The following is a 24,097-nucleotide window of genomic DNA, read 5'->3' as shown; positions in this document are numbered from 1 at the left end:
ATCATGAACAAAATATCAAATTACCTCATATTACTGCCGTTCATCTTTTTTCTTGCCGCCTGCGAGAAATACTTGGACGTAGAACTGCAGAACCAGCTTACCTTGGAAGAAGTGTTCAGTAAACGGCACACAACCGAGTCGTACCTGGCCCATGTGTATAGTTTTCTTCCACAGGAAAACCTCATTTTCAGTAATGACGGCGATTTGCCGGGTAGGAGTGACGAGGCATTGTATTCCTGGTTATCCGGCGTTCCCTGGCTGAATATGAACGCCGGCGCACAAACACCAGCTACCGGCAATTATCAAACGTGGGAACATAATTACCAGGCGATCAAGCAGGCTACGGTCTTCATCAACAACGTTGATATGTGCTTGGAGATCAACGAGCAACAGCGAGCTGTGATGAAGGCAGAAGCGCGCTTTCTCCGTGCCTACTACTATTTTTTACTGGTCCGCAAATACGGCCCGGTGTTTATTTGGGGAGATCAGGACAGCGACATCGCCATCCGAAACGAAGAAATAGACCGGCATCCGCTGGACGTAAACATCGATTTTATTGCGTCTGAATACGACCAGGCAGCAGCTGTTTTGCCCGAAACGATAACCGAAGCGGCTTGGCAGGGTAGGGTAACCAAAGGAACGGCATTGGCAGCCAAATCCGAACTGCTGCTTTACATGGCGAGACCCCTGTTCAATGGAGCAGCCATTTACCGGGGGTTGAAGAATCACCAGGGTGAGTTCCTGTTCCCTCAAACCACAGATCCGAATAAGTGGCAGCAAGCGGCAGATGCGGCAAAAGCGGTCATCGACCTCAATCGGTATGCACTGTACCGGAATACATCAGAAGCAGATCCCTTCCGGAGAGCAATCAAATCCTACATGGGGGTGTATTTTGAGTTTTGGAACGAAGAAGTCATCTGGGGCAGGTGGGATGCTGACCCATTTCAGTTCGTTTCCCGTACATTACCCCCGCAGGTGGTCCGGACGGGTTATGGCGGGTATGCACCCTCGCTGAAATTGGTGGATACCTATCCGATGGCGGAGACCGGGAGATTTCCGATTACCGGATACAACAACGGTAATCCCGTCATTGATCCTGCGTCCGGTTATTCAGAAAATGGCTTTGTGGAAGATTTTGTCCATCCCCTTGACAATTGGGCCCCCATCAAGGCACACCGGAGTACGGTGGGCCGGGACGCCCGTTTTTATGCGTCGGTACTGGCAAACGGCTTTTGGTATATAAATACCTACCACGGCCAGAAACTGGTTACTTTTCAGGTCGGCGGAACATCTCCTTACACCCAATCCGGAGACTGCGTAAAGTCCGGATACCTGTGGCGCCGGATGAGCGACCCCTCCAATGATACGGAACAGGGGCAGTGGGGGCAGTTCAGCTGGCCATATTACCGGCTAGCGGAGATTTACCTGAACTATGCCGAAGCATGCAACGAAAAACCAGCCCGCGACGAAACGGAAGCGTTCAGGTACCTGAACCTGATCCGGGAACGAAGCGGCCTGAACAAGCTGGAGGAGGCGTACCCGGAGGTGATCGGAAACCAGCAGCTGTTGCGTGAACTCATCCGTAAAGAACGGATGGTAGAATTGGCTTTTGAGGGACATCGCTATTACGATATCCGTACGTGGATGATTGCCGAACAGGAGTTTAATGGACCTTACTATACGAGGAACCTGCTCGCTAACCGTTTTGAGGATGCCTGGTCGCGCACTTCACAGGTGTTCCCCGGAAACATGGTGTTCCAGCCCCGGCATTACCTGTTTCCGATCCATCAAAGCCAATTGGCGGAAATGCCCAACATAACTCAGAATTACGGATGGTAATCGGCTTTTACTCTAAAATACATAAAGATGAAAACAATAAGTTGTAGCTATTTTCAATGGATTTTCCTGCTGTTTTTTTTCACCTGGGGATGTGAGGAAAACAGGTGGAATGACATGGAGCCGGATAAGGTATACCTGGCTAAACCGGGGTTGCAGGAAGTAAACGTGTATAATTGGGGCACGGATTCCATTCCCGTTTATGTGATAAAAAGCGGCATCGGCCAGCAAAACGTGCAGTTAAAGATCGAGGTGGATCCTACCTTGCTACACAAGTACAACAGGACATTGAGCGAGCCCTACGAATTGCTGGGCGATCAGGTTTATTCGTTGGTCAGCACAACGGTTAAGATGAACGCGGATGACTACCGGGCTTCTTTTTCATTTCTGCTGAACACCGAAGCGCTTGCTACAGCTTTGGCAGCAGGCAAGAAACTGGCCCTGCCATGCCGGGTATATGTGGTCGGTGCATCCATCGAAAAGGCCGATGAACCCGTTATGGAGACGTTGCTTGTGCCCAATCTGAAGGAACCGTACATCCGATTCGACTTCCCGGGAATCCAGGAAAATACGGTACAGGTAAAAGCGGACCAAACGGACGGATTTTGGATTTACTCCAAGGTAAGCACAAATTACACAATTTCTAATCAATTACCTTTTGAAGTGGTTGTAGACGAGGATTTTGTCCATCAATACAACGAAGAAAATGGAACAAATCTCGTACCTATGCCCGCGTCGGCCGTAGATATGAGCAGTACAGACTGGTTTATTCCCGCAAAAGGTACCGTTAGACAGATTGCCTGCAAGTTGCTGGCAAATCGGTTGGTAAAACCCGATGGATCGCCCGCGTACGGCGAATATTGGATGCCGTTGCGCCTTGCATCGGTGGCAGCAAACAAGATAAACCCAAATGCTGAGATCCAGATTTTCAGGATTGAATATACAGAAAACTGATCTTCGGTCACAAAACGACAACCGTTATGAAATTGAATAATCGATATATGTTTGGATGGATATGTGCCTGTGGTGTTTTGTTGACCGCGCTCTCCTGCCAAAAGGAAGAAAAACAATGGCCTGTGGATAACGATCCGGTCATTCTTGAACTCAGCCCCGAAGTGGCGTCAGTTGGTGACGTGCTGACCATCAAAGGGGATCGTTTCTCGGAAGTCCTATCGGATATCGAGGTCCACTTCGATACCGCGTCAGCTACCGTTGTATCGGCCGGGTTAAAAGAACTGCAGGTGATGGTACCGCAGATCGAAGCCGTCACTGCTGATGTGATGGTAACCGTCAAAGGACTCCCGTCAACCGTCAGGACGGTAGTACTGGCACATCAACCGGTGATTGCGGAATTTGTGCCGGAAACGATCCGGGCAGGTCAGCAACTGGTGATCAGGGGACAGTATTTTTCGCCGGTCGCCGCAAACAACCTGGTCAAAATCGGAGGCATTCCGGTTGACGTTGTTTCCGCAACTCCCGCCGAGCTGACCGTTATCGTACCCCAGCGTGTCGAAAGTCCGGCAGAGGTGGTGGTCACCGTAGCGGGCAAGACTGCTGAACCCATAACCGTCGATATTCTGCCGGGTGCATGGATAGAAGCCTTCGATCGCCCGGATGTTGCGCTGACCGACGCATCCGTAATCCCCAGCCCCATTGGTGCAGGCTGGCAAATCATGGAGGGAAACTTCGGAATCCGGAATGAAAAGCTCTTCGGGGAGGCCCATTGGACCAATGCACACATGCTTTATCGGGACCAATGGCTCGATCTGCAGGTTGGAAATGGAAATTCTTTCAAACTCGGTTGCGACATCCGGGTGTCCGAAGGAGGAGCTTTACCGGGGGTAATATTCAATGTGCAATCCGACGGGAAACGGTTCTACCTGGTGCGCCTGCTTGACAATGGGATCCAGTTTTTGAAGACCGGTGCAGGTGGGCCCGAAGACTGGATTATGGTGGTTTCGGCAGTTGATCTGCCGGGCTTTTCCGTAGGTAATACCTACCGGGTTGAAATATCTTCCGCAACACCGGGGGAGATCGGTGTGAAGCTGACCAACCTGGATTCAGGGGATGCCTTGCTTAACGCCACCGTACCCGATGACAACCCGTATGTCGGCGGATCGGTAGGTTTCTACTATTACCGGATGAGCAATGCGGAAATTTCATTCGATAACCTTTCTGTGGAACTGAATTAATAAGCCGATGAGACGTTTTGTTATTGCCATTCTTTTTCTTTTTCCATCTTTTACGATCGTGCGGGGCCAGTCGGCCCCGCCTATTATTCCGATTCCTGTTCAGGTTGAGGATCGGCATGCGTCGTATGAAATCAGTCCCAATACGGCAATTGTCATTGCCGACGGATCCCTCCGGGAATTGGCGTCCCGGCTCTCGTCCGGAATCGCCCAGGCAACGGGAATTTCCGTTCCGGTACAAATCAATGGATCGACAGCAGGAGCCATCGTGCTGGCATTGAACGGGAAGAAAGCGGATACGTTGGGCGAAGAAGGCTACGACATGGTCATGGAGCACGATGGGGTGCGGATTTCGGCGAATGCGTTACCGGGCCTCTTTTACGGAATCCAGTCTTTTCTGCAATTGATCCCGAATGCGGTAGACAAAACCCGCGAAACGGTGCCTGTTCCCTGTTACCAGGTACGGGATTACCCCCGGTTTGCCTGGCGTGGCCTGATGCTGGATGTCAGCCGGCATTTCTTTTCAAAGCAATTTGTGCTGAAATACCTCGACGAGATGGCCAAGCACAAGCTGAATGTGTTTCATTGGCACCTGACGGATGATAACGGCTGGCGGATCGAGATCAAAGGCCTGCCCCAACTTACCGATATCGGGGCTTGGCGCGTCAAACGCACGGGAACCTGGGCTTCGCTGGCCCCGCAGCCGGGCGAGCCGGCGACGTACGGCGGCTATTACACGCAGGAGGACATCAAAGAAATCGTACAGTATGCCAAAGACCGGTTCATCAGGGTCATTCCTGAAGTCGATGTGCCCGGGCACAGCCTCGCCCTGATCGCTTCGTTGCCTCATCTTTCCTGCAGCGGGGAAACCTATAGCGTGGGGAACGGCGCAGGCATGGAAAATGTGCACAATGTCCTGTGCGCAGCAAACGATTCAGTATATACGGTGTTGGACCTTATCTTCTCGCAGATTGCGGAACTATTCCCCGATGCCTATATCCACACCGGAGGCGACGAAGTAAACTATACGTTTTGGAACGCACATGCTGCCTGCAAAGCGCTGATGGAAGAAAAGCGGCTGGCGAACGCCGAAAGCCTGCAGGGGTATTTTTTTAAGCGCATGCAGGATAACGTGCGGGCTAAGGGTAAGCACACGGCCTGTTGGTATAGCAGTTACCTGGAAGAACCGGGCTTGCTGGATAAAGAAACGGTGGTCTATGCCTGGACCAGCCACGAGGAAGGTGCCAAATTATCCCGGCAGGGGTATCAGGTGGTAATGACACCTTCCCGCGAAACCTATCTGGATTTTGCACAGGGCGTGTTTTCGTCGGAACCGGTGAACGTGATTCCAGCCATTGTCCGGTTAAAACATTGTTACGACTTCACGGTGGTTCCGGAGGGAGGAGACGAAGCGTTCATCCTGGGTGGCCAGGGTAACCTGTGGACGGAAAGCGTACCCACCGAAAGGCATGTCGAATACATGACGTGGCCAAGGGCGCTGGCCCTTTCGGAAGCGTTCTGGTCGCCCGCAGCACGCAAAAACTGGGAGGACTTCTTCCATCGGGTGGAAAACCGGATGGTGTATTTTGACCGGGCGGATATAAACTACGCCAAAAGCATGTACAACCCCATTATAGCGGGCATGAAGGATGAAAACGGGAAATGGCAGGTAAAATTGGACAGTGAAGCGCCGGGAACAAGTATATATTATACCTTTGATGGCACCAATGTGGATCACCATTCCACCCGTTACGAGGGGGAACCGCTGGAAATACCCTTGGGAGCTTCCCAGGTGCGCGCTGTTTGCTATAGAAACGGGGAGCGCATAGGCCAGCAGGTAACGTGCATGCTCCACGAGTTTGAGAATATGGAATTTAGATAAAGCCTATGCAATTGGTAAAAGCCGTATCGGTGTTTTTAATTTTGGGCCGGTGTATGGTATTCCCGGCAATGAGTCAGGATATCGCCATAGCCCGGCAGCTTGGGGCGGATGCCGGCGATCGGCATCTGTATTGGGATTCGCTTTCGGTCGACATGGCCGTCCGCTCGGACAACGATCCGGTAATCGGTTTACTGCTCAACTACAGCGACTCCTCAGATTTTCATTTTCTGACCGTTGCCAACCGTAACGGGAAGCTGTTGGTTCAGTTGGGAAGGAAGCAGTACGGTCATACCCGCATCGCCGAGCAATTTGTGAAAGAAGGGCAACTGTTGGCCCAACACAACTACCGGCTGAAGGTATACCGCGCTCCATGGGTGGACCGGGAGCATTGGAGGCAATGGAAAGCTGAGCTGGTCGACCTCTCGCAGGGCAAGCGGATTTTCAAGGAAAGCGTGGAGAATATCCTGCCTTTTTTCGGATTGGGCAGGACCGGACCATTTATCGGTGGCCCGGCAACCGAGCTCCGCGCATTTAACCGTTATCCAACGGTACCCGGACCCGAACAGGCGTCATTGAAACCAGCGGCTCTATTCGGCAGCGGCATGGTGTTGCAGCGTGAAAAGCCGATTCCCGTATGGGGTACTGCCAAGCCCGGAAGTAGGGTGTGTGTCGTGCTGGCTAACCGCAGGGATAGTACCTTGGCGGGGCCCGATGGCAGCTGGCGGGTGGTCCTGCCAGCCAGGGAAGCGGCCACCGGCCTGACGATGCAGATCCGCTGTGGGACTGCCACAGTGGAATTTCAGGATATCGCCATCGGCGAAGTGTGGGTAGCCTCCGGGCAGTCCAACCTGGAAATGCGGGCTTGGCAGAGCGATGTGGTACAGCAATTGGATTCAACGTGGAAAAATGGCGCTATCCGTTTTTTCATGCAGCAGCAATGGCCGTCGCCACAGCCGGAGGAAACAGCAGTGGGTAAGTGGATCAAAGCCGACTCGCCGGATGCATGGGGGTGCTCCGCGGCGGCACTGAGCTTCGCGATTCACCTGAATGGACAACTGGGCATTCCAGTGGGCATACTGCAAGCCGCCTGGGGAGGAACGGGTGTAGAGAGCTGGATACCCGTCGATTCGCTCCGCGCCATACCGCAGGCCAGCGCGATGTTGGAACGGTACAACGGTTACCTGGACGTGCAGAAAGCAGGAGGGGAGGTAACGGCCGAATGGCCCTTGAGCTGGGATGTTCCCGGACAGAATCATGCACCGGCTTACCTGTATAACGGAATGATCCATCCGCTGCGGTCTTATCCCGTCCGTGGTGTTTTATGGTATCAGGGGGAAAGCAACTGCCACCGATCATCCCAATATCAGTACCTGCTGCCAACTTTTTTGAAATCGTGGCGGGAAGCCTGGCGGGATGACAGCCTGGCGTTCATCGGTGTGCAATTAGCCGGATACGATGGTAGGCAAAGCGGCAACCAGGTTCCCGGAGCCTGGCCGCTGCTGCGCGATATCCAGCGGCGTGTTTTGGACGATGATCCCCGCGCACGGCTGGTAACGGCATTTGACCTGGGCGATAGCCTGGATATCCACCCGTACCGGAAATGGGAGTTGGGTCGGCGCATGTCGTTGGCAGCGGTGCAACTTGTACAGGGTGGGTTATCGGCGCCGTTTTCCGGGCCCGATGTAGCAAACGTAAAACTGGAAGGAAAGACGGCCTGGGTTTCCTACAAGAAAGGAACGGCCGATTTCGGCGGACCCGACAGCGAGATAACCGGGTTTGAAGTAGCGGGAGACGACCGACGGTTTCACCCCGCCAGGGCAACGCTTACCGCCGATGGCCGGATACGCCTTACGAGCGCCGATGTGCCGCACATTGCCGCCGTACGGTACGGTTGGGAAAATTACCCCGTCCGGGCCAACCTGAAAAACACGGCCGGATTGGGAGCGATCCCGTTCCGGACGGACAACTGGGAAATAGCAGATCAGTATCCTTATTGAAAATCAGCACTATAAAACAAACAGATGAACCGAAAGCTCTCTTTTTTGACAATGCCGGCATGGGTAGGCCTTATCGTACAATCCTGCGGAAGCGGAAATGCCACGACTGCACAGGAGCGGGTGGTACATGACACCCTTTCGATTTTTGATGATCCGGGCTTCCGCAATGGCCTGGCGCTCTCCGGAACGAATACCAGCGATCAGCAGTCCGGAAAATACCTATTTCCCTTCGGCGAACATCCGCAGCCTGTGCGCTGGCGTATTGCCGAATGGGGATCCAGGTATCCACTTTCCAGTGAAAAGACCGTTTTGCCGGGCGGAGAAATCGTATATGAAAACCGGGGGAAAACATTGGGATTGAGTAAGAAAGACGACGTAGTCAGTGTGCGGATGGAAGTGATGGCAGAACATGAATACGATAAACCAAGGGAAGAAGGAACCTATTGGCCCCATCTCCTGTTGGAGCAGGCGTTCCAAACCCCTACCAGGTTGTCGGAAATCGAAGCCCTGTTGGTCCAGCTGGATGCCAAATTGCTTTTCAGCGAATTGAAGATGCCTGAATCCGCGTTTAACAAGGGCCTGCATTCCGCACAATTCCAGGTATTCATTACCTTGCAGGACGGCAATCCCGAGTCGCCGGGCCAGGGAGATTTCCTGTGGTTCGGCTTCCCGCTTTACGATTACCGGTACCGGGATGTACCTGCCTACATGGCGGAGGATATCGGCAAAGATGACGCATCCGGTAAGTACATCTACATGCTATCCAGCAAGGAGGTGATTGACCGATCCATGCACGATAAGCAATGGGTCTCCGTGAGGCGGAATATCCTGGATGATCTGACGGCGAGTTTCAAAAAGGCACAGGAAAAAGGATACCTGAAAAACTCCTCCCTGGCCGACATGTACGTGACCAGCCTGAACATCGGATGGGAAAACACGGCTACGATTAATTCCGGCGTGCTGTTCCGTAACCTCGATATACAGAAAGTGGTTAAACGGGAGTAGCCGTCCAAACGGAGCATCTGATTTGCGCTGATCTGGAGTACATAAGTTAGGTAATCAATTATTACCGCGTAATTTTAATTTTATCGTTACCTTTGAAGTGGAGTTTCGTAAACCAAGCTATAAATATAAACAATAAGTGTATGAGATAGCATATTTATATACATAACAAATAATTGAGCATTTAGCTTTATTGGACTTGTCTTAGAAATCGGGAAATTTCTTTTATGGCGACAGGGGCAGATAGGCTGAGTGCCTGCGGATAAGCGCAGGCCTCCCTGTTTGTTGTCGCCAGGGTTTTCCCGAACCTCTAAGACACAAGCAGGTGTAGGTCTGCGCTTATTCTTTATGATTGAAATTGATACAGATAAATATGGAATAAATGGAAAACAATCAGCTTTCCACAATTACAGAACTAAACGAATTATGGTTTCCCGTAAAGAAAGGTGGGAAAGATGGGATACTTTTGCCACTGCACTAAGTTGCAGAGTCGTAAATAATTTGACAATTCGAAAAAGAAAAGCTTTCATGAAACATGAATCTAAAATGATTATTATTCAGGGGCTCATAACGTTGACAATAGCTTATATATTTATTCGTTGGCTAAACCAAGAGGTAATATTGAAGGATTCAGAGGGCTATTTGCCCTACATCCGACAATCACTGGAAAGGGAAGCTAACAATATTATGATTTATACTTTATTGATCGTAGTTCTATTGACTCTGATCCGTGTGGCAATAATAGAAAAAGGAAAGAACAACAAGTAAAAGGGCTGCGCTATTAACGGAAGGCTTGAAGACGCCTTAAAATAAGCGCTACTTTAGTCCAAAACATTTTTATTTTTAGGCAGTATGAAGAAAATTAACATCATTCCAGTAAAGCAATTTTTATTCGCGTTTATTTGCCTATTCAGCTTAGACAGTTGCGAAAAAAGTGGTCCCGTAGGACCACAAGGTGAGCCAGGAAATTCGGGTGCAGATGGCTCAACTATTTATAATGGTCTAGGCATGCCTAATCATGATGTAGGCAATTTAGGTGATTATTATTTAGATAAGAAGGGTGCCAATCTATATGGGCCTAAAACGACTTCAGGATGGGGTTCGCCCTTGAATTTGCGAGGCGATGACGGGGTTCCTGGAACACCGGGAAACCCTGGCTCCTATATTTTCAGCGGAGAAGGGTCTCCAGAGATATCAATGGGTACCGTGAATGATTTTTATTTCGACAGAACAGATGCGATGTTCTACGGCCCTAAATCCGAATCAGGGTGGGGAATGCCTATTAGCTTGCGGCCGGCCAATAGCAATGGAGCAAAAATAGTCATTATAAAGAACCATAAATTTAATGAGGTGGGTATTGAAGAAAACTATGAATGGGGATTTAGAGGATATTTGAAGAGCAGTATTATTCCGGTACCTGACTATGCTGATTACTATGATAACGGAATTGTATTGGTTTACGTCAGGTTTCCTAATGATATGGATAGCTCGTGGTCGATGATTCCCGACGGGTATATCCCAATAAATTATTCCTTTTTAAACGGAGACTTGGTTGCATCTCACCAAAGCGAACGGTCTGCTGTCAAGTATGGTAGGAATGATATAACCATAAACGGTTTCTATATTTACACTTATCACTACAATTCCGAAACAAGAACTTATTATGAACCTGAAGAAAATATACAGGAGCTTGTTGGCGAACATGTCATCGAAAACCTCATCTACGATTTAAAATTCGTTCTAATATCCGGTGCACAAGTAAGTGTTATGCAAAGGCTAAATATTGATGTATACAATTTAAATGCAGTTAAGGATTTTTTAGAAATATAGGCTTTTATAGGTCCTTAAAACGCTATACTGCAAATTAAATTATTCTAGTCGTACAGTTATGGATACAACAGCAGACATTCAACATGCAGCGAAAATAAAAAGAGTGGTAAGTGAGTTCTTTAAAAGATTTACCCAATCGGTAGTTCAGGGAAAGAATTAGTCGATAAGTAAATTTAGTAGATTAAGTGTAGTTGACAATCTTTTTTATTGGGATGGATACTTTTATTGTAGTTATCATCGTGATTGTTTTGATTAGTGGTATAGCTTCTTCTTCTGACAAATCAAAAATACACAAAGAGCAACTAAAGAAGGAGATTGAAACAAATAGAAAAAAAAGTCTTGCCAGTTGTAAGCAGATCATCAATAAGCATATTGATGTGCTTGCCGTTCAGAGAAGGCAATTAGTTTTTACGGATCCGTATGGAACCGAAATCTTAACCAATTGGGAGACGAAAGGGGTGAAATATTTTATTGACAACTATTTAAGCGATTATGTGGCCACCATGGATGATTGGGCTAGTCCGTCAGGTAAGCGATTTACATACAAAGAAATAGCGGTAATGATCGAAGAAATGGTGAAGGAGCGTCAGTTGAAATTAATGGAGACAGATTCGTTTTCTGAAAATTTTACTGGTCATCAATTTGAGATTTTTTGTGAAACTAAACTGAAAAACGAAGGATGGGAGGTGCGAAGAACCAAAGGAAGCGGGGATCAGGGGGTAGATTTAATTATTGTTAAAGCGGAGCGGAAAATTGCAATACAATGCAAGAAAAGCAAAACAGCCATTAACAATAAGGCTGTGCAAGAAGTGGTCGCAGGCATGAAATTCTACAATGCTAGGGAGGGATTGGTAATTAGCAATAGTTCTTATACAAAATCAGCAATATCGCTCGCCGAAAGCAATAATATAAGATTAATTCACTACTTGCAGACAAAAAATATATAAACGCAAGCCCCACTCTGTTAACAATGATGAATTATCGTTTCATTTAATTACTTCATTATGAGAGTTTTTAGTGAAGGTGTTACTTACGGGTCATAGGATGAAAAAAGCCTAATGATTTTGATTTCAGATATAACATGACCATAACTTTTCAAAAAAGACATTTTGTGATTTTAGGAGTAATTGCAGTGACCTGTTTTTTTGGCTACTATTTCCGAGGTAAATTACTGGATCAATTTTTAAATAGCCCAGAAAAAACAGTTAACAATGCATTAAACTATTTGATGTACAATAAGGCAGAGAGTTCTGGCTTATTCAGTACTAGATATGAATATGGGGTATTGAAAAATTATTCCTATTATAGAATTGACAATTGGCAACTTACTTCTAAATCTATTGGCTTTCAAACATACCTTGTGGAAGTTATTGAAGCAAGTTTGGGGCGAAATGTCGTTTTCGTTGTAGAGAAAGCAGGAAACGGTTGGACGATAATTGATAGTTATAACTTTGTCGTTATTAATACCGTAGGCGATATGAATGGAAAATCTGATATAGAAAAATACGTATTGATGTCAGATATAAAAGAAAATGTGAAGCTTGAGCATTGGAAATATGAATTACTGCGTGGAGGTATTATACAAGGTTGGGGAACGGTAGTTAACAATTCTAAGACAGCAGTTGACTTTATAAAATTTGTTATGGAATACAGAGATAAGTCAGGCAATATTGTCAATACCCAGGAAACCTATGCAATAGGAGGGGATTACTTACTCCCCGGCCAACGAAGGAAATTTCAATGGTTTACATATAATTGTTATGATTGCCGAAAAGGTTCAGCATATTTAAAATTTGAATAAACGAACGTGAACATACCTCTCAATCTTGTCCTAATACATTTATTAATTCATTTCACTCTGATAGATTTCAACAACATTGAATCCGTCAGAAAAACTGGAGAATCCAGTTTTGTGATCACTGGATGTAGGCTAATTTAACAGTTGAAAGATGCAAAGCAGCTTGTGGTTTGTTGGAAGACATTGCCGAATGGCGACCCTCGGGGGACCGAAAGAGAATTAATACAAGCGTTCTTGAGGCAATATGGCAAACGACCATTTGCGAATTTAGCGGATTGAATGATCAGAAATATATCATACTAACCTAAAAAAAGAGTAAAATATGGAACCTAAAATCCATTATGTCGTCCGTCATGCACGATATATCGCTAATGAGCAGGGTGCAACAGATGTTCATGTATCTGTTAATAGGGTGTTTGTGCATGAACAACCAATTGTTGCAAGGAAACAAGCGTTTGATTTCTATGAAAAGATTCAGGAAATGATTGATTACCGTCGTCTTGAACTAGGTGATGCGGAGGAGACTGGAAACAATGCTATAGGTAAAAAAGTCGAGGGTCCCAGAAACTTACCCATTGAAAACAATACCGATATCCCGGAAATGTTTCGTAAATCCGACGAGTCGCAAAAACTATGGCAAGAACTTCAATCGTTTTATGAGGGGAATCCCCATCGGGTATGGGCATTGGAAAATCCTGAAAAGGCAGACAAAGTGACACCGTACGGTGATGCAGTGGTTATACTCGTTCGGGACGTAAATCTTCTTGATGCAGAAGATGATGAAGCAGAGCTAACTATTCACCGAACCATTAAACTTGATGCCAATGACCCTCATATCATATCAACAGGTTATGACGTAGATGAGTTGATGCTGAACCTCGATACCGAATATATACTGTACCAAAACCTCGGATACGACACGGCAGACCAGTCAGACAAAGTTTATTATTGGGATTCGGAACGCTACTATGAAGGGTTACCGCAAGAGAAATGGGCAGATTGGCACACCATCCTGAAAACACCATTTGACTGGACGCCCTACCAAAAAGAGAACTGGTGGGGGGATCTCGAGTTTTTTCAAAATCATGAGCGGAAGTTGATTGATGAAAAGGTTGAAATGATCTTCAATCAACATGAAGAACTTATTAAAAACGGAGAAAGTGAGACCGTAGAATTCAAACCTCTTCTTTTTGGGACAATACCTGGAAAGGATAAAAATGGAAACCCTAAACCTAGAAATATGGGGTTAGAAGTGGCTCAAGTCATTTGCTCTTTTATGAATAAATATGGAGGGAACATCTATATTGGCGTAAAAGATAACGGAAAAATTGTCGGTGTTGAGTTGGAGAATAAAAACAACGAAGATGATTACATTAAGTCTTTCTCAACCATGAAAAGATATTTTTTCGGAAACGACCCCGTCTTGGTCTATCACTATATAAAGGGAAGGTTTGTTACCGTTGAAGACAAGCGGTTATTTTGCATTACAGTTAATAAAAGTGATGATGAGCCTGTGTTTTTATTTAACAGAAATGTAGTTGGGGGAGCTCGTCATGAATTTTATGTACGTGAAGGAACCTCGTCTCTTCTGTTATACGATGCCAAACATATAGCTGCTTACATCGAAGAAAAATGGTGGCGAAAAAAATACCAGTAAGGATGAAAAAGTTTACTTTTTTCTGTGCGACCGTGCTTCTGCTTACGAGTTTCATCGCTTTTCAATCCCGCACCCGCATGTTCGAGGTACGGGTTGAAGCCAAGATTAATTCTTGTATCTCACGTCATGACGTGATAGTAGAGGCCCGTAACATACAGGACGCTAGGGAGAAAGCACAACGTGTGGTGCAGACACGGCTGGCGACTAAGGCTATCCGTGTTAAGGAAATCAAACAACCATGAAGGGTTTCGCAAAATACATAGTCGCGATGTTATGCCTATTCCGTATGCTTGAGTGTAGGGAAAACGAACGGGATCAGCAGCGGTGGGAACGCAGCAGTGAACATCCGACGTATCCGGTGAAATACGGTATTGCCGACGACTCGTTACCGTCGGACCCTCGGACCGAATCAGACGTACTTCCCGATGATTCATTAGAGCGTACGTATGATCGGAATTACATGGATTACGATCCTGAACATAATATGGATAAAGACGATGAATGGCACGATTATTTTAACGATTAAAAGAATCAATGATGGAACACTACAAACGCTTTTCTTACAAACCTTGGCCGCACGAAATTTATGACAGTGAGAAAAATAAGGAGGGCTTAGACGAACTGGTCAGTAGGATACTTAACAAAAAAATAGTTGAATGGGCCACAGGTATGGCAGCTAAACATAAAAACTTTACCTATCGAATCGTCAACGCCGAAAGTTTCCTTGACCCTCGTGTAAAAACCGACCCGGGTTTGGAGTCAGCTACCGTTGTTGTGCATGTGGTCTATCATACCGATCAAATTATTCTGAATAGTCTGCAGTATAAATCAAAATCTGTTTGAAAGAAGAGGGTTGAGCGGGTCATCACGCTTTCTCCTGCTCAAGGATGATGGTCAAATATTCGCGAAGCGTTGGGATCTCCGAGATCACGGTATCCCAAACGATATCATAATCAATCCCGAAATAATGGTGAATAATGCGATTTCTTAAATCGCTCATTTCTCGCCAAGGAACAAAAAGGTATTTTGATTTGAAATCAGGGTGTATTTTATTGCTTGCTTCGCCAATAATCTCTAAACTTCGGCAAATCGCTTTTGAAAGGCGTTGGTCAACTAAGAAATCGTCATAGCTATTTTGGGACGATTCTTTCAAAAGGTAATCGCATTCCGCTAAAATATGCCGGATAAACTCAATTGCCGAGAGATGCATAGGCAACGGTATCCAAGATGTGGGGGCCGATATAAGGACTAAGCGATTGTTTTGTGATCAAGTCGACTTTTGTGCCCAATAAGTCTTCAAGATAATAATTTAAAGCCAAAAAATTGCGTAGCGTCTTATGCTCCTTTTCGATATCCACCAATAAATCGACATCGCTATCTCGGTGTGAATCACCCCTTGCATAGCTTCCGAACAATCCGATTTCTTTCACACCATAGCGCCTGAGCTCTTGTTTTTTTTCGGCAAGAGCGTTAAGAATGGATTCTTTGCTTTTAATAGATGGCGCCATTTTCTCGTGAGTATTATCCACAAAGATACCAATAATTTACAACTTCAGCGCTCCTAAGAAATCAACGTGAAGTCGATCTGCCGTTTCGCCAGGTCGACTTTTTTCACTTTGATCTGCACCTCGTCGCCCAACTGGTACCGCTTTTTCTTCCGCTGGCCGATGATGGCATAGTTCTTTTCATCCAGGGCATAGAAGTCGTCGGTAATGTCGCGCAAACGGACCATGCCTTCGCATTTGTTTTCTTCGATCTCGACATACATACCCCATTCGGTTACACCGGAAACAATGCCCAGGTAGGTTTCGCCCACTTGATCCTGTAGGAATTCGGCCTGTTTGTATTTAATGGACGCACGTTCGGCGTCGGCTGCTTTCTTTTCCATTTGGGAGGCGTGCTCGCATAACTTCTCGTATGCTTCGGCGTTAACGGACTTGCCGCCCGATAAGTAGTGTTCCAGTAAGCGGTGCACCATCACGTCGGGATAACGCCGGATGGGAGAAGTAAAATGGGTGTAGTAGTCAAATGCCAGTCCGTAATGGCTGGTCTTCTTGGTGGTATAAATGGCCTTGGCCATGGAACGGATGGCCAGCGTGGTCAACACGTTCTGCTCTTTGGTACCCTCCACGCGTTCCATCAGCGCGTTGAGCGAGCGGGCAGTCTCCCGGTCGGACTTGGTATTGAGTTTGTATCCGAACCGGGCCGCAAATTGCGCAAACGCGGTGATGCTTTCTTCTTTTGGCACGTCGTGCACCCGGTAAACGAACGTTTTTTTGTTTTTTCCCTTACCCTGTTTGCCGATAAATTCCGCTACACGGCGGTTGGCCAGTAGCATGAAATCTTCGATCAACTTGTGCGCATCCTTCCGTTCTTTGACGTATACGCCCAGGGGCTTGCCGTTTTCGTCCAGGTTGAATTTAACTTCTGTCGTTTCGAAGCTGATGGCGCCATGCTTGAACTTGCGGTCGCGCAGGATGTACGCAAGCTCGTTCAGTTTGAGTAGTTCATCGCTGAATTCGCCAGCTTTATTTTCGAGTATCTCCTGGGCCTCTTCGTAGCTGAACCGCCTGTCGGAATGGATAATGGCCTTGCCGAACCATTCGTGGATGACGTTGGCATGCTCGTCCATTTCGAACACAGCGGAAAACACGAGGCGGTCTTCGTGTGGCCGTAGAGAACACAGGTCGTTTGACAGCCGTTCGGGGAGCATGGGGATGACGCGGTCTACGAGGTAAACCGAGGTCCCGCGCTCGAAGGCCTCTTTGTCCAATGGCAGATCCGGCCGCACGAAATGCGTTACATCGGCGATGTGCACGCCGATTTCATAGTTGCCGTTGGGAAGCTGCTGGAAGGAGAGCGCGTCATCGAAGTCCTTGGCATCGGCCGGGTCGATGGTGAAGGTGGTAACCGGCCGGAAATCGCGGCGTTTGGTAATTTCCTCCGGAGAGATTACGGATGGGAAAGCGGTGGCCTCCTTTTCCACGTTGGCGGGAAATGCCAAAGGGAAGCCAAAATCTGCTAAGATGGCGTTCATCTCGGTGTCGTTCTCGCCTTTCTTTCCCAGCACATGTTTTACTCTGCCTACCGGATTTTTGCTGTCCTGGGGCCATTCGGTAATGGCTACAACCACCTTTTCGCCGTCCTGTGCACCGTTTAGGTCTGCCAGCGGCACAAAGATGTCATTCAGCATTTTCCGGTCGTCAGCAATCAGAAACGCAAAGCGGGGCGATATGTTGATGGTGCCTGTAAATTCTGTGCGGGCGCGTTCGAGAATCTCCACCACTTCTCCTTCTTTACGCTTGCCGCGCCGTTTTTCATAGGCGTGCACCTTTACGCGGTCGCCGTGCAATGCCTGCCGCAATTTACGGGGAGCGATGTAGATATCGTCCTCGAATTCATCTTCGGGCACGATGAATGCTGAACCGTCGGCCGTCATATCCACGCGGCCCACAACGAATGCCTTCAGTTCTTTCAGTATATATTTTCCTTTTTCAACCTCCTTGAATGATCCCATGCGGGCTTCCTCCTGCAGGATGTCCTGGATGGTATTGCGCGATTCGGTATCGGTGAGGTTGAGCTTCGCTGCCACCTGTTTGTAATTCAGGGGTTTGTTTCCTGATTTTTCGATCACATCGGAAATCAGTTGCGTCAGGATATGTTTAAACGCTTGGGTTTTTTTATTTGACATGTTTGATGTTGAATATTGAGATTGGCGATCAGCTTTCAGCGATCAGCGATCAGCTTTCGGCTCTCTGATTTTGTAAAAGTATCGATTTTATTATCCGTTATTTTATTTTTATTCATGATGTATTGTTCTTAATTTACTTTAGACCGATCACCCACCACCGATCACTGACCACCCACCACTGACCACCGATCACCATTATTCCGCAAAGCTGATTGCGTCCGGTTCGATCAACGGTTCGCCACGCAACCTGCGCAATATTTGTGCCGTGGTGATGACGTCCTTTTCGCAATAGACGCGGATGCGGTCCAAATTGTTTTCTTCGTGGTATACCCGGTACACATCCTCGCCGCTGATGTCGTCTTTGGGTGTCGGTATGTCCAGTACCGCGGCCATGAGGCTGAGCGACGTATAGCTGCGGAAATCACCGAACCGCCAAAGCTCCATCGTATCCAGATGGTTGCTTTCCCAGGGCTTTTTTCCCGATAGGTCCAATTGTGGCGGGATGGGTAAGCCGTTAATGACCAATCGCCGGCATATAAATGGAAAATCAAAATTCCTGCCGTTGTGCGCGCAGAGGATAAGGTTTGGGGGCTGGGACTGCAATAACGCGGTGAAGTCGGCCAGCAACTCCTTTTCATCCCCGTTTACAAAAGATTTGGTCCGGAAACCCATCCGGCCTCCCCGGTGGTGGAATACCCCGACCGATAGGCAAATGATTTTTCCGAATTCGGCGTATAGCCCGGCATTCGGATATACGTCGGCAGCGGTTTCCCCTTCTTTGAGGGTATTGCGTACTTTATGCGCCCACAATTGCTGGAAATGGTCGGGCAATTCGGTATAAGCGGCTTTTTGGGATACCGTTTCGATATCCAAAACCATGAGCTGTTGCAGATCAATTGTCTCTAACATGGCTATTTCTGTAAAATTTCAAAACGCTGACTGATCCGGACGCCCTTGTCATCTACCAGGGTGATGCGGTGAGGGCCGGTGGGTATATCGAGCGCCAGCTGATGGAACGTTTGTGTTTCGCCCACGAAGGTGTCATCGAGGTGCCAGTATATCCGGGTACCGTCTTTGCGGTGGGCAGCGTTGAAGATCACACGCCCACGCTGTCCGTCGATTTCCTGCGGTATATAGATCCTGGCATTATCTTTCGGATAGATCATTTCCATGACACGGCTTTCGCCGCCGGGCTGGCATCCGGGAGCGAATGGCGGTAGTTCCCGGTAGTTGCTGTGACGGGGTTTGTAGTAGTATTCCATGGCGGGTGGCAGCACAAACCATTTGGCCGATACCAGTTGATCCGGTGGGATGCAGTCGGCCGTTACCTGCAACGTACCCTCCGGGTTCGTGTGTATGGTCTGGTGAAAAGGACAAACGGCAGACCGATGGCCCGGAACGGGAATGTACACCGTATCGGCATGGGGGCAGTCAGGCCCGGCCAGATAGCCGCTTTCCCGGCATACCGCAGTTTGCACCATGCGATCAAGCGGAGCTGGGAACCAGCCGGAAGCGGGCAGCAGGTCAAATATGTCAAACAAGATAGGCGCTGCTGTTTCGATACCCGTAAGGCCCGGCCGGCCTTCACCGTCGGCATTTCCGACCCATACGCAAACCACATGGGCAGGAGTGAGGCCCACTGCCCATCCATCGCGGAACCCAAAACTGGTACCGGTTTTCCAGGCAATCTTTTTGGAGGATCCAAATTGTTCCCACAGCGTTTCTTCTCCGGGCCGCATCACCTCGTTCATGGCCTGAAATGTAAAGTAAAGGGAGGCATGGTCAATAATGGATGCCCGCTCAGTGCCTTTTTCGGGCGATTGGGCGTCGTTTTTCAGGTAAGTCGGTGCGTGGTAATCTGCGGGGTTATAATTCGCGTGGTAGCGCTCGTAATGATTCAATGTGCGGGCCATACTGGCGTAGGTGCCCGCCAGTTCCCACGGGGTAACTTCGCATCCGCCGAGGATCATGGAGAGGCCGTAAAAATCGGCAGGCCGGGTGAGGCTATGGATGCCCACACGTTTCAGGTACGGGTGAAACCGTTGGTACTTGTATTGCTGAAGCATTTTCACGGCCGGTATGTTGAGCGAACGGCTCAGCGCCCGGGATGCCGGGATGGCCCCGTCGTATCCGAGGTCATAATTCTGTGGCATATAGCCCCCGATCTGGGTGGGAATATCGGGGATGAGCGTGTGGGGCAGTATCAGTCCGTCGGTAAGCATAGCCGCGTAAAGCAGGGGTTTTAAGGTGCTGCCGGGACTCCGCAGCGATGTGATCATGTCCACCTGGTTTTCGGATTCATCTGACCGGGGTGTGTGCACATTGCCCACATAAGCCAGGGCTTTGCCTGTTTCCACCTCCAGCACCAGTGCAGCTGCATTGTGAATGCCGTTAGCGCTGAGGTTGCGGTGGTAACGGTCGATGATGTTGACCACCTGCTGCTGCAGCTCGGCATCGAGCGACGTCCGGATGCGGGTCTGGGCAACCCCCAGCTGACTGTATTCCTTTTTGAAACGTTCCAGCAGATGCGGGGCAACCCGTGGGAGCGGATGGGGCTTGTCCGGCAAGGGTTCCAGTTTGGCAAGGTCAGCGGTGCTGGAATCGATGGTACCCATTGACGCCAGCCTGTCTAGCAGTGCATTGCGTTTGGCCAGCAATACCGTCCGGTTGCGCCCGGGGTGAATGAGGCTGGGGGCATTGGGCAGTACGGCAAGCATGGCTGTTTCTGCCCAGGAAAGCTGTTTGGGAGGGCGGCCAAAGTAACGCCAGGCGGCGGCATCCAGTCCGACCACGTTGCTTCCAAAGGGAGCATTCGCGCTGTATAGTCGCAGAATGGATGATTTTCGATAGCCTGCTTCCAACCTGACGGCCAGAAAGGCTTCGATAAATTTTTGCCAGACGGTGCGGGGTTTATTGCGGCTCATCCGGATTACCTGCATACTGAGTGTACTGCCGCCGCTGACGACCCGTTTACCGGAAATATTCTGGAAAACCGCCCGCGCCAACGCAATCGGGTCTACCCCCGGATGCACGTAAAATCGCTTGTCTTCAAAGGCAACGATGCACTTGGCAAATTTGTCTGGAACCGCACCTGCAGCCGGAAAACGCCACTGTCCATCTGTCGCAATGGAAGCCGCCAACAGGTTTCCATCCTTGTCTTCGATTACGTAGGAAGTAGGGGTGAGGAAGAGGCGTTTGGGCAGTGCCATACAAAAGAGTACGAGCAGGACGATTAGCGAAGCAACGATTACGCTGCCTTTCGGGGTTTTACAGAACGCTATGAAACGCCTAATGCGTGTCTTTAACCAACTCATTTACCTTGCTAAGATACAAAAATAAGTAACACCGATTTAAGAAAGCAACGCGACCCTGTGCTAAATTAAGGTAGGTAGTTATTATTTATGTAATAGTAATTATTATTTTGATTAGTAATCAGTTATTTTGATAATTGCTATAAATTTAGCTTAAAATACCAATTTGTTTTAGTGGAATATTCCGTTGGAAAGCGGAATGACAGGTTAATGCGGTTAATAGGTATAAAAGCAATGGTTTTGCTAAAAGCGTATGGGTTGATTTTTGGTGAATGTAACCAATACAATTAATTGTATTTAATTGTGTTAAAAATACATAATATAGTTTTTTAGCAAGTATTTGTGTATGATTTTAGTAGTGCGGAGTACTATTTAGTGAGCGCTTTGCATTCGGCGCAGAGACCCACGGCATTGATGCCGACGGATTGGAGCTGGTATCCTTCGGGCAGGTTTATTTTGGGTAGCTTGATGTCATCGAGGCAATAGATGCTGTTGCAGGAAGAGCAGATGAAGTGTACATGTTCGTCGTGATGGTGGTGCTCATCGCACTCCGTTGAGCATAACGCATACGTAGCAGTACCGTGGAGGTCAAATATTTTATGGAGGATCCCCTTTTCTTCGAACGTAGCCAATACCCGGTAAAGGGTTACCCGGTCGACGGTATCGCCAAGCATTTTCTCAAGTTCCGGCTGGGAGATAGCGGTTTCTTTTTCGGAGATGATTTTCAATACACCGAGCCGGGGTTGTGTGACCTTCAGTTTGTTTTGGCGGAGCAGGCGGGTAAACTTTTCCTCGGCGGTAATTTGATCTTTTTCAGTTGCTGTTACCATGGTACACCTGTTGGTAAGCCCACGGCCGGAACCGTGGGCTTTGGGTAAATTATTTTCCGGCTGCTTTGGCGTGATCTGCCAGGAATTGGGCGAGACCATTGTCCGTAAGCGGGTGTTTGAGCAAGCCCAATATGGCGGAAAGAGGACCTGTCATGACGTCCGCTCCGATTTTTGCACATTCCACGATGTGCATCACGTGGCGTATCGATGCAGCCAATATCTGCGTTTCGTATCCGTAGTTGTCATAAATCAACCGGATGTCTTCAATCAAGGACAGTCCATCTGTTGAAATGTCGTCCAGGCGGCCCAGGAAGGGCGATACGTAGGTCGCGCCTGCCTTGGCAGCCAATAATGCCTGCCCGGATGAAAATACCAATGTACAATTCGTCTTGATGCCGTTGCTGCTGAAATATTTGATGGCTTTCACACCTTCTTTGATCATCGGTACTTTGACCACGATCTTATCGTTGAGTTTTGCCAGGGCCTCTCCCTCTTTGATGATATTGTCGAAATCGGTGGCGATTACCTCCGCACTTACGTCGCCTTCTACAATGTCGCAGATGGCTTTGTAATGGTTAATGATGTTGTCTTGTCCGGTGATTCCCTCTTTGGCCATCAGGCTCGGATTGGTGGTTACTCCGTCCAGTACGCCAAGATCCTGGGCTTCTTTGATCTGTTGAAGATTGGCAGTATCAATGAAAAATTTCATATGTATAAACTAAATATAAGGTTATTGAACAATCTGTTCAGTTTCAAGCTGTAAAATTACGCATAATTGTCGGAATTAGCGAAAAAGTTTTCGTGCCGACTGTGGTATGGATTTTGCATCGTTACCGCCAGCCCGGCACCCCTCAATCGCTAAGCATGTACATCTTACGAGCATTCAGACATCGCAACTACAGACTGCACTTTACCGGACAGGCCATTTCGTTGATGGGTACATGGATGCAGCGCATTGCGGTAAGCTGGCTCGTGTACCGGCTTACCGAATCGGCTTTTATCCTGGGTTTTATTTCATTTCTGTCATTGGTGCCTTCGCTGGTATTGTCGCCGTTTATCGGGAGTTTTGTAGACCGGCACAATAAGTACCGGATTTTGCTCATTACGCAAAGCGGCCTGATGTTTCAAGCCGGGGCGCTGGCACTGCTGGTGTTTTTGGGAAATTACAGTGTCTTTTGGATTGGTGTGCTCAGTCTGTTACAGGGTGTCGTCAATACGTTTGACGTAACGGCAAGGCAATCGCTTATGGTGGAACTGGTGCCGGACCGGGCAGACCTGCCGAACGCCATCGCGCTCAACTCTTCGGCGTTCAATGCGGCGCGGATGGTGGGCCCGGCAGTAGGCGGAATCCTGCTGAGTACTTACGGGGAAGCAGTATGCTTTACGGCCAATTTTGTGAGCTTTATTGCAGTGTTGGGTACGCTGCTGGCAATGAAGTTGTCTCTTTCGGCACCTGAGGTGAAGCAGGAGAGTACGTGGCAGGGGTTGAAGGAAGGATTCAGCTACCTGCGTCACTCCCCGCATCTTTCGTCGCTGATTCTGCTGTTGGGTACTTCCAGCTTGCTGGTGATTCCCTATACCACGCTGCTCCCGGTAATCGCGCGAGAGATGTTCAACGGCGATGCCACAACGTTTAGCTGGTTTGAGAGTGCCGCCGGGTTTGGCGCCATGACGGGTGCCGTCTACATGGCGTTGACGAAAGCGGGCACCAACCTGCGTTTCCGTGTAATGAAGGCCTCCGGGTTATTTGCTTTCGGCATCCTGATGCTTTCCTTTGCCTCATGGCTGCCTTTGGCGCTGTTGTGTATTATGCTGGCATCCATGGGGATGATGGTTCAGAACTCCAGTATCAATACCTATATACAGACCCATGCCATGCCTGCATACCGTGCCCGTGCTATCAGCTATTACATCATGGCTTTCCAGGGGATCTTCCCGTTGGGGAGCCTGTTGATCGGCGCGCTTGCCAATATGTGGGGGATACACTATACGCTGGTATTTCAGGGCGTGGCCGGCGCTTTGATCGCGCTTGGTTTTGTTGGATACATCCGCATCCATATCCTGAAACGGTAGC

21 protein-coding genes are annotated in these 24,097 nt (G+C 48.4%); 14 read left to right on the top strand and 7 right to left on the bottom strand.

The features are described from left to right. The first annotated feature begins 3 nt into the window (after positions 1-3). The 13 genes from IEX60_RS18505 (at position 4) to IEX60_RS18445 (ending at position 15,034) form a co-directional block, all read left to right on the top strand. Entirely contained in the window at positions 4-1,839 is a 1,836-nt protein-coding gene (locus IEX60_RS18505) for a RagB/SusD family nutrient uptake outer membrane protein (protein ID WP_188752897.1), read from the top strand. A gap of 27 nt (positions 1,840-1,866) precedes the next feature. Then, positions 1,867-2,790 (top strand): DUF1735 domain-containing protein, encoded by a 924-nt coding sequence (locus IEX60_RS18500; protein ID WP_188752896.1) that lies wholly within the window; start codon positions 1,867-1,869, stop codon positions 2,788-2,790. 26 nt (positions 2,791-2,816) lie between these two features. Further along, entirely contained in the window at positions 2,817-4,028 is a 1,212-nt protein-coding gene (locus IEX60_RS18495) for an IPT/TIG domain-containing protein (protein WP_188752895.1), read from the top strand. A 7-nt stretch (positions 4,029-4,035) separates the two neighbouring features. Next, the gene (locus IEX60_RS18490; RefSeq protein ID WP_188752894.1) at positions 4,036-5,907 is read left to right on the top strand and encodes a beta-N-acetylhexosaminidase; all 1,872 of its coding nucleotides are present in this window, start codon (positions 4,036-4,038) and stop codon (positions 5,905-5,907) included. Positions 5,908-5,912: 5 nt separating this feature from the next. Beyond that, positions 5,913-7,904 (top strand): sialate O-acetylesterase, encoded by a 1,992-nt coding sequence (locus IEX60_RS18485; protein ID WP_188752893.1) that lies wholly within the window; start codon positions 5,913-5,915, stop codon positions 7,902-7,904. A 24-nt stretch (positions 7,905-7,928) separates the two neighbouring features. Further along, positions 7,929-8,909 carry a hypothetical protein gene (locus tag IEX60_RS18480; RefSeq protein WP_188752892.1) on the top strand — a complete coding sequence of 327 codons (981 nt, stop codon included), beginning with the start codon at positions 7,929-7,931 and terminating at the stop codon, positions 8,907-8,909. A gap of 849 nt (positions 8,910-9,758) precedes the next feature. Next, on the top strand, positions 9,759-10,736 hold the full coding sequence (locus IEX60_RS18475; protein WP_188752891.1) for a collagen-like protein: 978 nt from the start codon (positions 9,759-9,761) through the stop codon (positions 10,734-10,736). A gap of 212 nt (positions 10,737-10,948) precedes the next feature. Then, complete coding sequence (locus tag IEX60_RS18470) at positions 10,949-11,683, top strand: restriction endonuclease (protein WP_188752890.1); 735 nt, start codon at positions 10,949-10,951, stop codon at positions 11,681-11,683. Positions 11,684-11,817: 134 nt separating this feature from the next. Next, positions 11,818-12,537, top strand: coding sequence for a hypothetical protein (locus IEX60_RS18465; protein WP_188752889.1), 720 nt, complete (start codon positions 11,818-11,820; stop codon positions 12,535-12,537). Between the two features lie 319 nt (positions 12,538-12,856). Then, positions 12,857-14,191: an AlbA family DNA-binding domain-containing protein gene (locus IEX60_RS18460; protein WP_188752888.1), complete on the top strand. Its 1,335-nt coding sequence runs from the start codon at positions 12,857-12,859 to the stop codon at positions 14,189-14,191. 2 nt (positions 14,192-14,193) lie between these two features. Next, positions 14,194-14,433: a hypothetical protein gene (locus tag IEX60_RS18455; protein ID WP_188752887.1), complete on the top strand. Its 240-nt coding sequence runs from the start codon at positions 14,194-14,196 to the stop codon at positions 14,431-14,433. Beyond that, positions 14,430-14,717, top strand: a complete 288-nt coding sequence (locus IEX60_RS18450; RefSeq protein WP_188752886.1) for a hypothetical protein — start codon at positions 14,430-14,432, stop codon at positions 14,715-14,717. Before IEX60_RS18455 ends, IEX60_RS18450 begins: the two co-directional genes overlap by 4 nt. Positions 14,718-14,725: 8 nt before the next feature. Continuing rightward, a complete protein-coding gene (locus IEX60_RS18445) occupies positions 14,726-15,034 on the top strand; it encodes a hypothetical protein (RefSeq protein WP_188752885.1) in 309 nt (102 codons plus the stop codon). Between the two features lie 22 nt (positions 15,035-15,056). Here IEX60_RS18445 and IEX60_RS18440 read toward each other — a convergent pair whose 3' ends face one another. The 7 genes from IEX60_RS18440 to fsa all read right to left on the bottom strand — a co-directional run bounded on the left by IEX60_RS18440 (position 15,057) and on the right by fsa (position 22,732). Next, positions 15,057-15,401 (bottom strand): HepT-like ribonuclease domain-containing protein, encoded by a 345-nt coding sequence (locus tag IEX60_RS18440; RefSeq protein WP_188752884.1) that lies wholly within the window; start codon positions 15,399-15,401, stop codon positions 15,057-15,059. Further along, positions 15,382-15,699, bottom strand: a complete 318-nt coding sequence (locus IEX60_RS18435; RefSeq protein WP_188752883.1) for a nucleotidyltransferase family protein — start codon at positions 15,697-15,699, stop codon at positions 15,382-15,384. Before IEX60_RS18435 ends, IEX60_RS18440 begins: the two co-directional genes overlap by 20 nt. A 53-nt stretch (positions 15,700-15,752) precedes the next feature. Further along, positions 15,753-17,882 carry a ribonuclease R gene (gene rnr / locus IEX60_RS18430; RefSeq protein WP_188752882.1) on the bottom strand — a complete coding sequence of 710 codons (2,130 nt, stop codon included), beginning with the start codon at positions 17,880-17,882 and terminating at the stop codon, positions 15,753-15,755. Positions 17,883-18,077: 195 nt separating this feature from the next. Then, positions 18,078-18,791, bottom strand: coding sequence for a 3'-5' exonuclease (locus IEX60_RS18425; RefSeq protein ID WP_188752881.1), 714 nt, complete (start codon positions 18,789-18,791; stop codon positions 18,078-18,080). A 2-nt stretch (positions 18,792-18,793) separates the two neighbouring features. Beyond that, positions 18,794-21,196, bottom strand: a complete 2,403-nt coding sequence (gene pbpC / locus IEX60_RS18420) for a penicillin-binding protein 1C (protein ID WP_188752880.1) — start codon at positions 21,194-21,196, stop codon at positions 18,794-18,796. Between the two features lie 365 nt (positions 21,197-21,561). Further along, complete coding sequence (locus tag IEX60_RS18415; RefSeq protein ID WP_188752879.1) at positions 21,562-22,023, bottom strand: Fur family transcriptional regulator; 462 nt, start codon at positions 22,021-22,023, stop codon at positions 21,562-21,564. 49 nt (positions 22,024-22,072) lie between these two features. Further along, positions 22,073-22,732, bottom strand: coding sequence for a fructose-6-phosphate aldolase (gene fsa, locus IEX60_RS18410; protein WP_188752878.1), 660 nt, complete (start codon positions 22,730-22,732; stop codon positions 22,073-22,075). Between the two features lie 155 nt (positions 22,733-22,887). Between fsa and IEX60_RS18405 the strand changes: the two genes are divergently transcribed. Further along, positions 22,888-24,096, top strand: coding sequence for an MFS transporter (locus IEX60_RS18405; RefSeq protein WP_188752877.1), 1,209 nt, complete (start codon positions 22,888-22,890; stop codon positions 24,094-24,096). Position 24,097 lies beyond the last annotated feature (1 nt).

The organism is Parapedobacter defluvii (assembly GCF_014642075.1).
Lineage (GTDB): Bacteria > Bacteroidota > Bacteroidia > Sphingobacteriales > Sphingobacteriaceae > Parapedobacter > Parapedobacter defluvii.
This window is presented reverse-complemented; position numbering and strand designations above follow the sequence as displayed.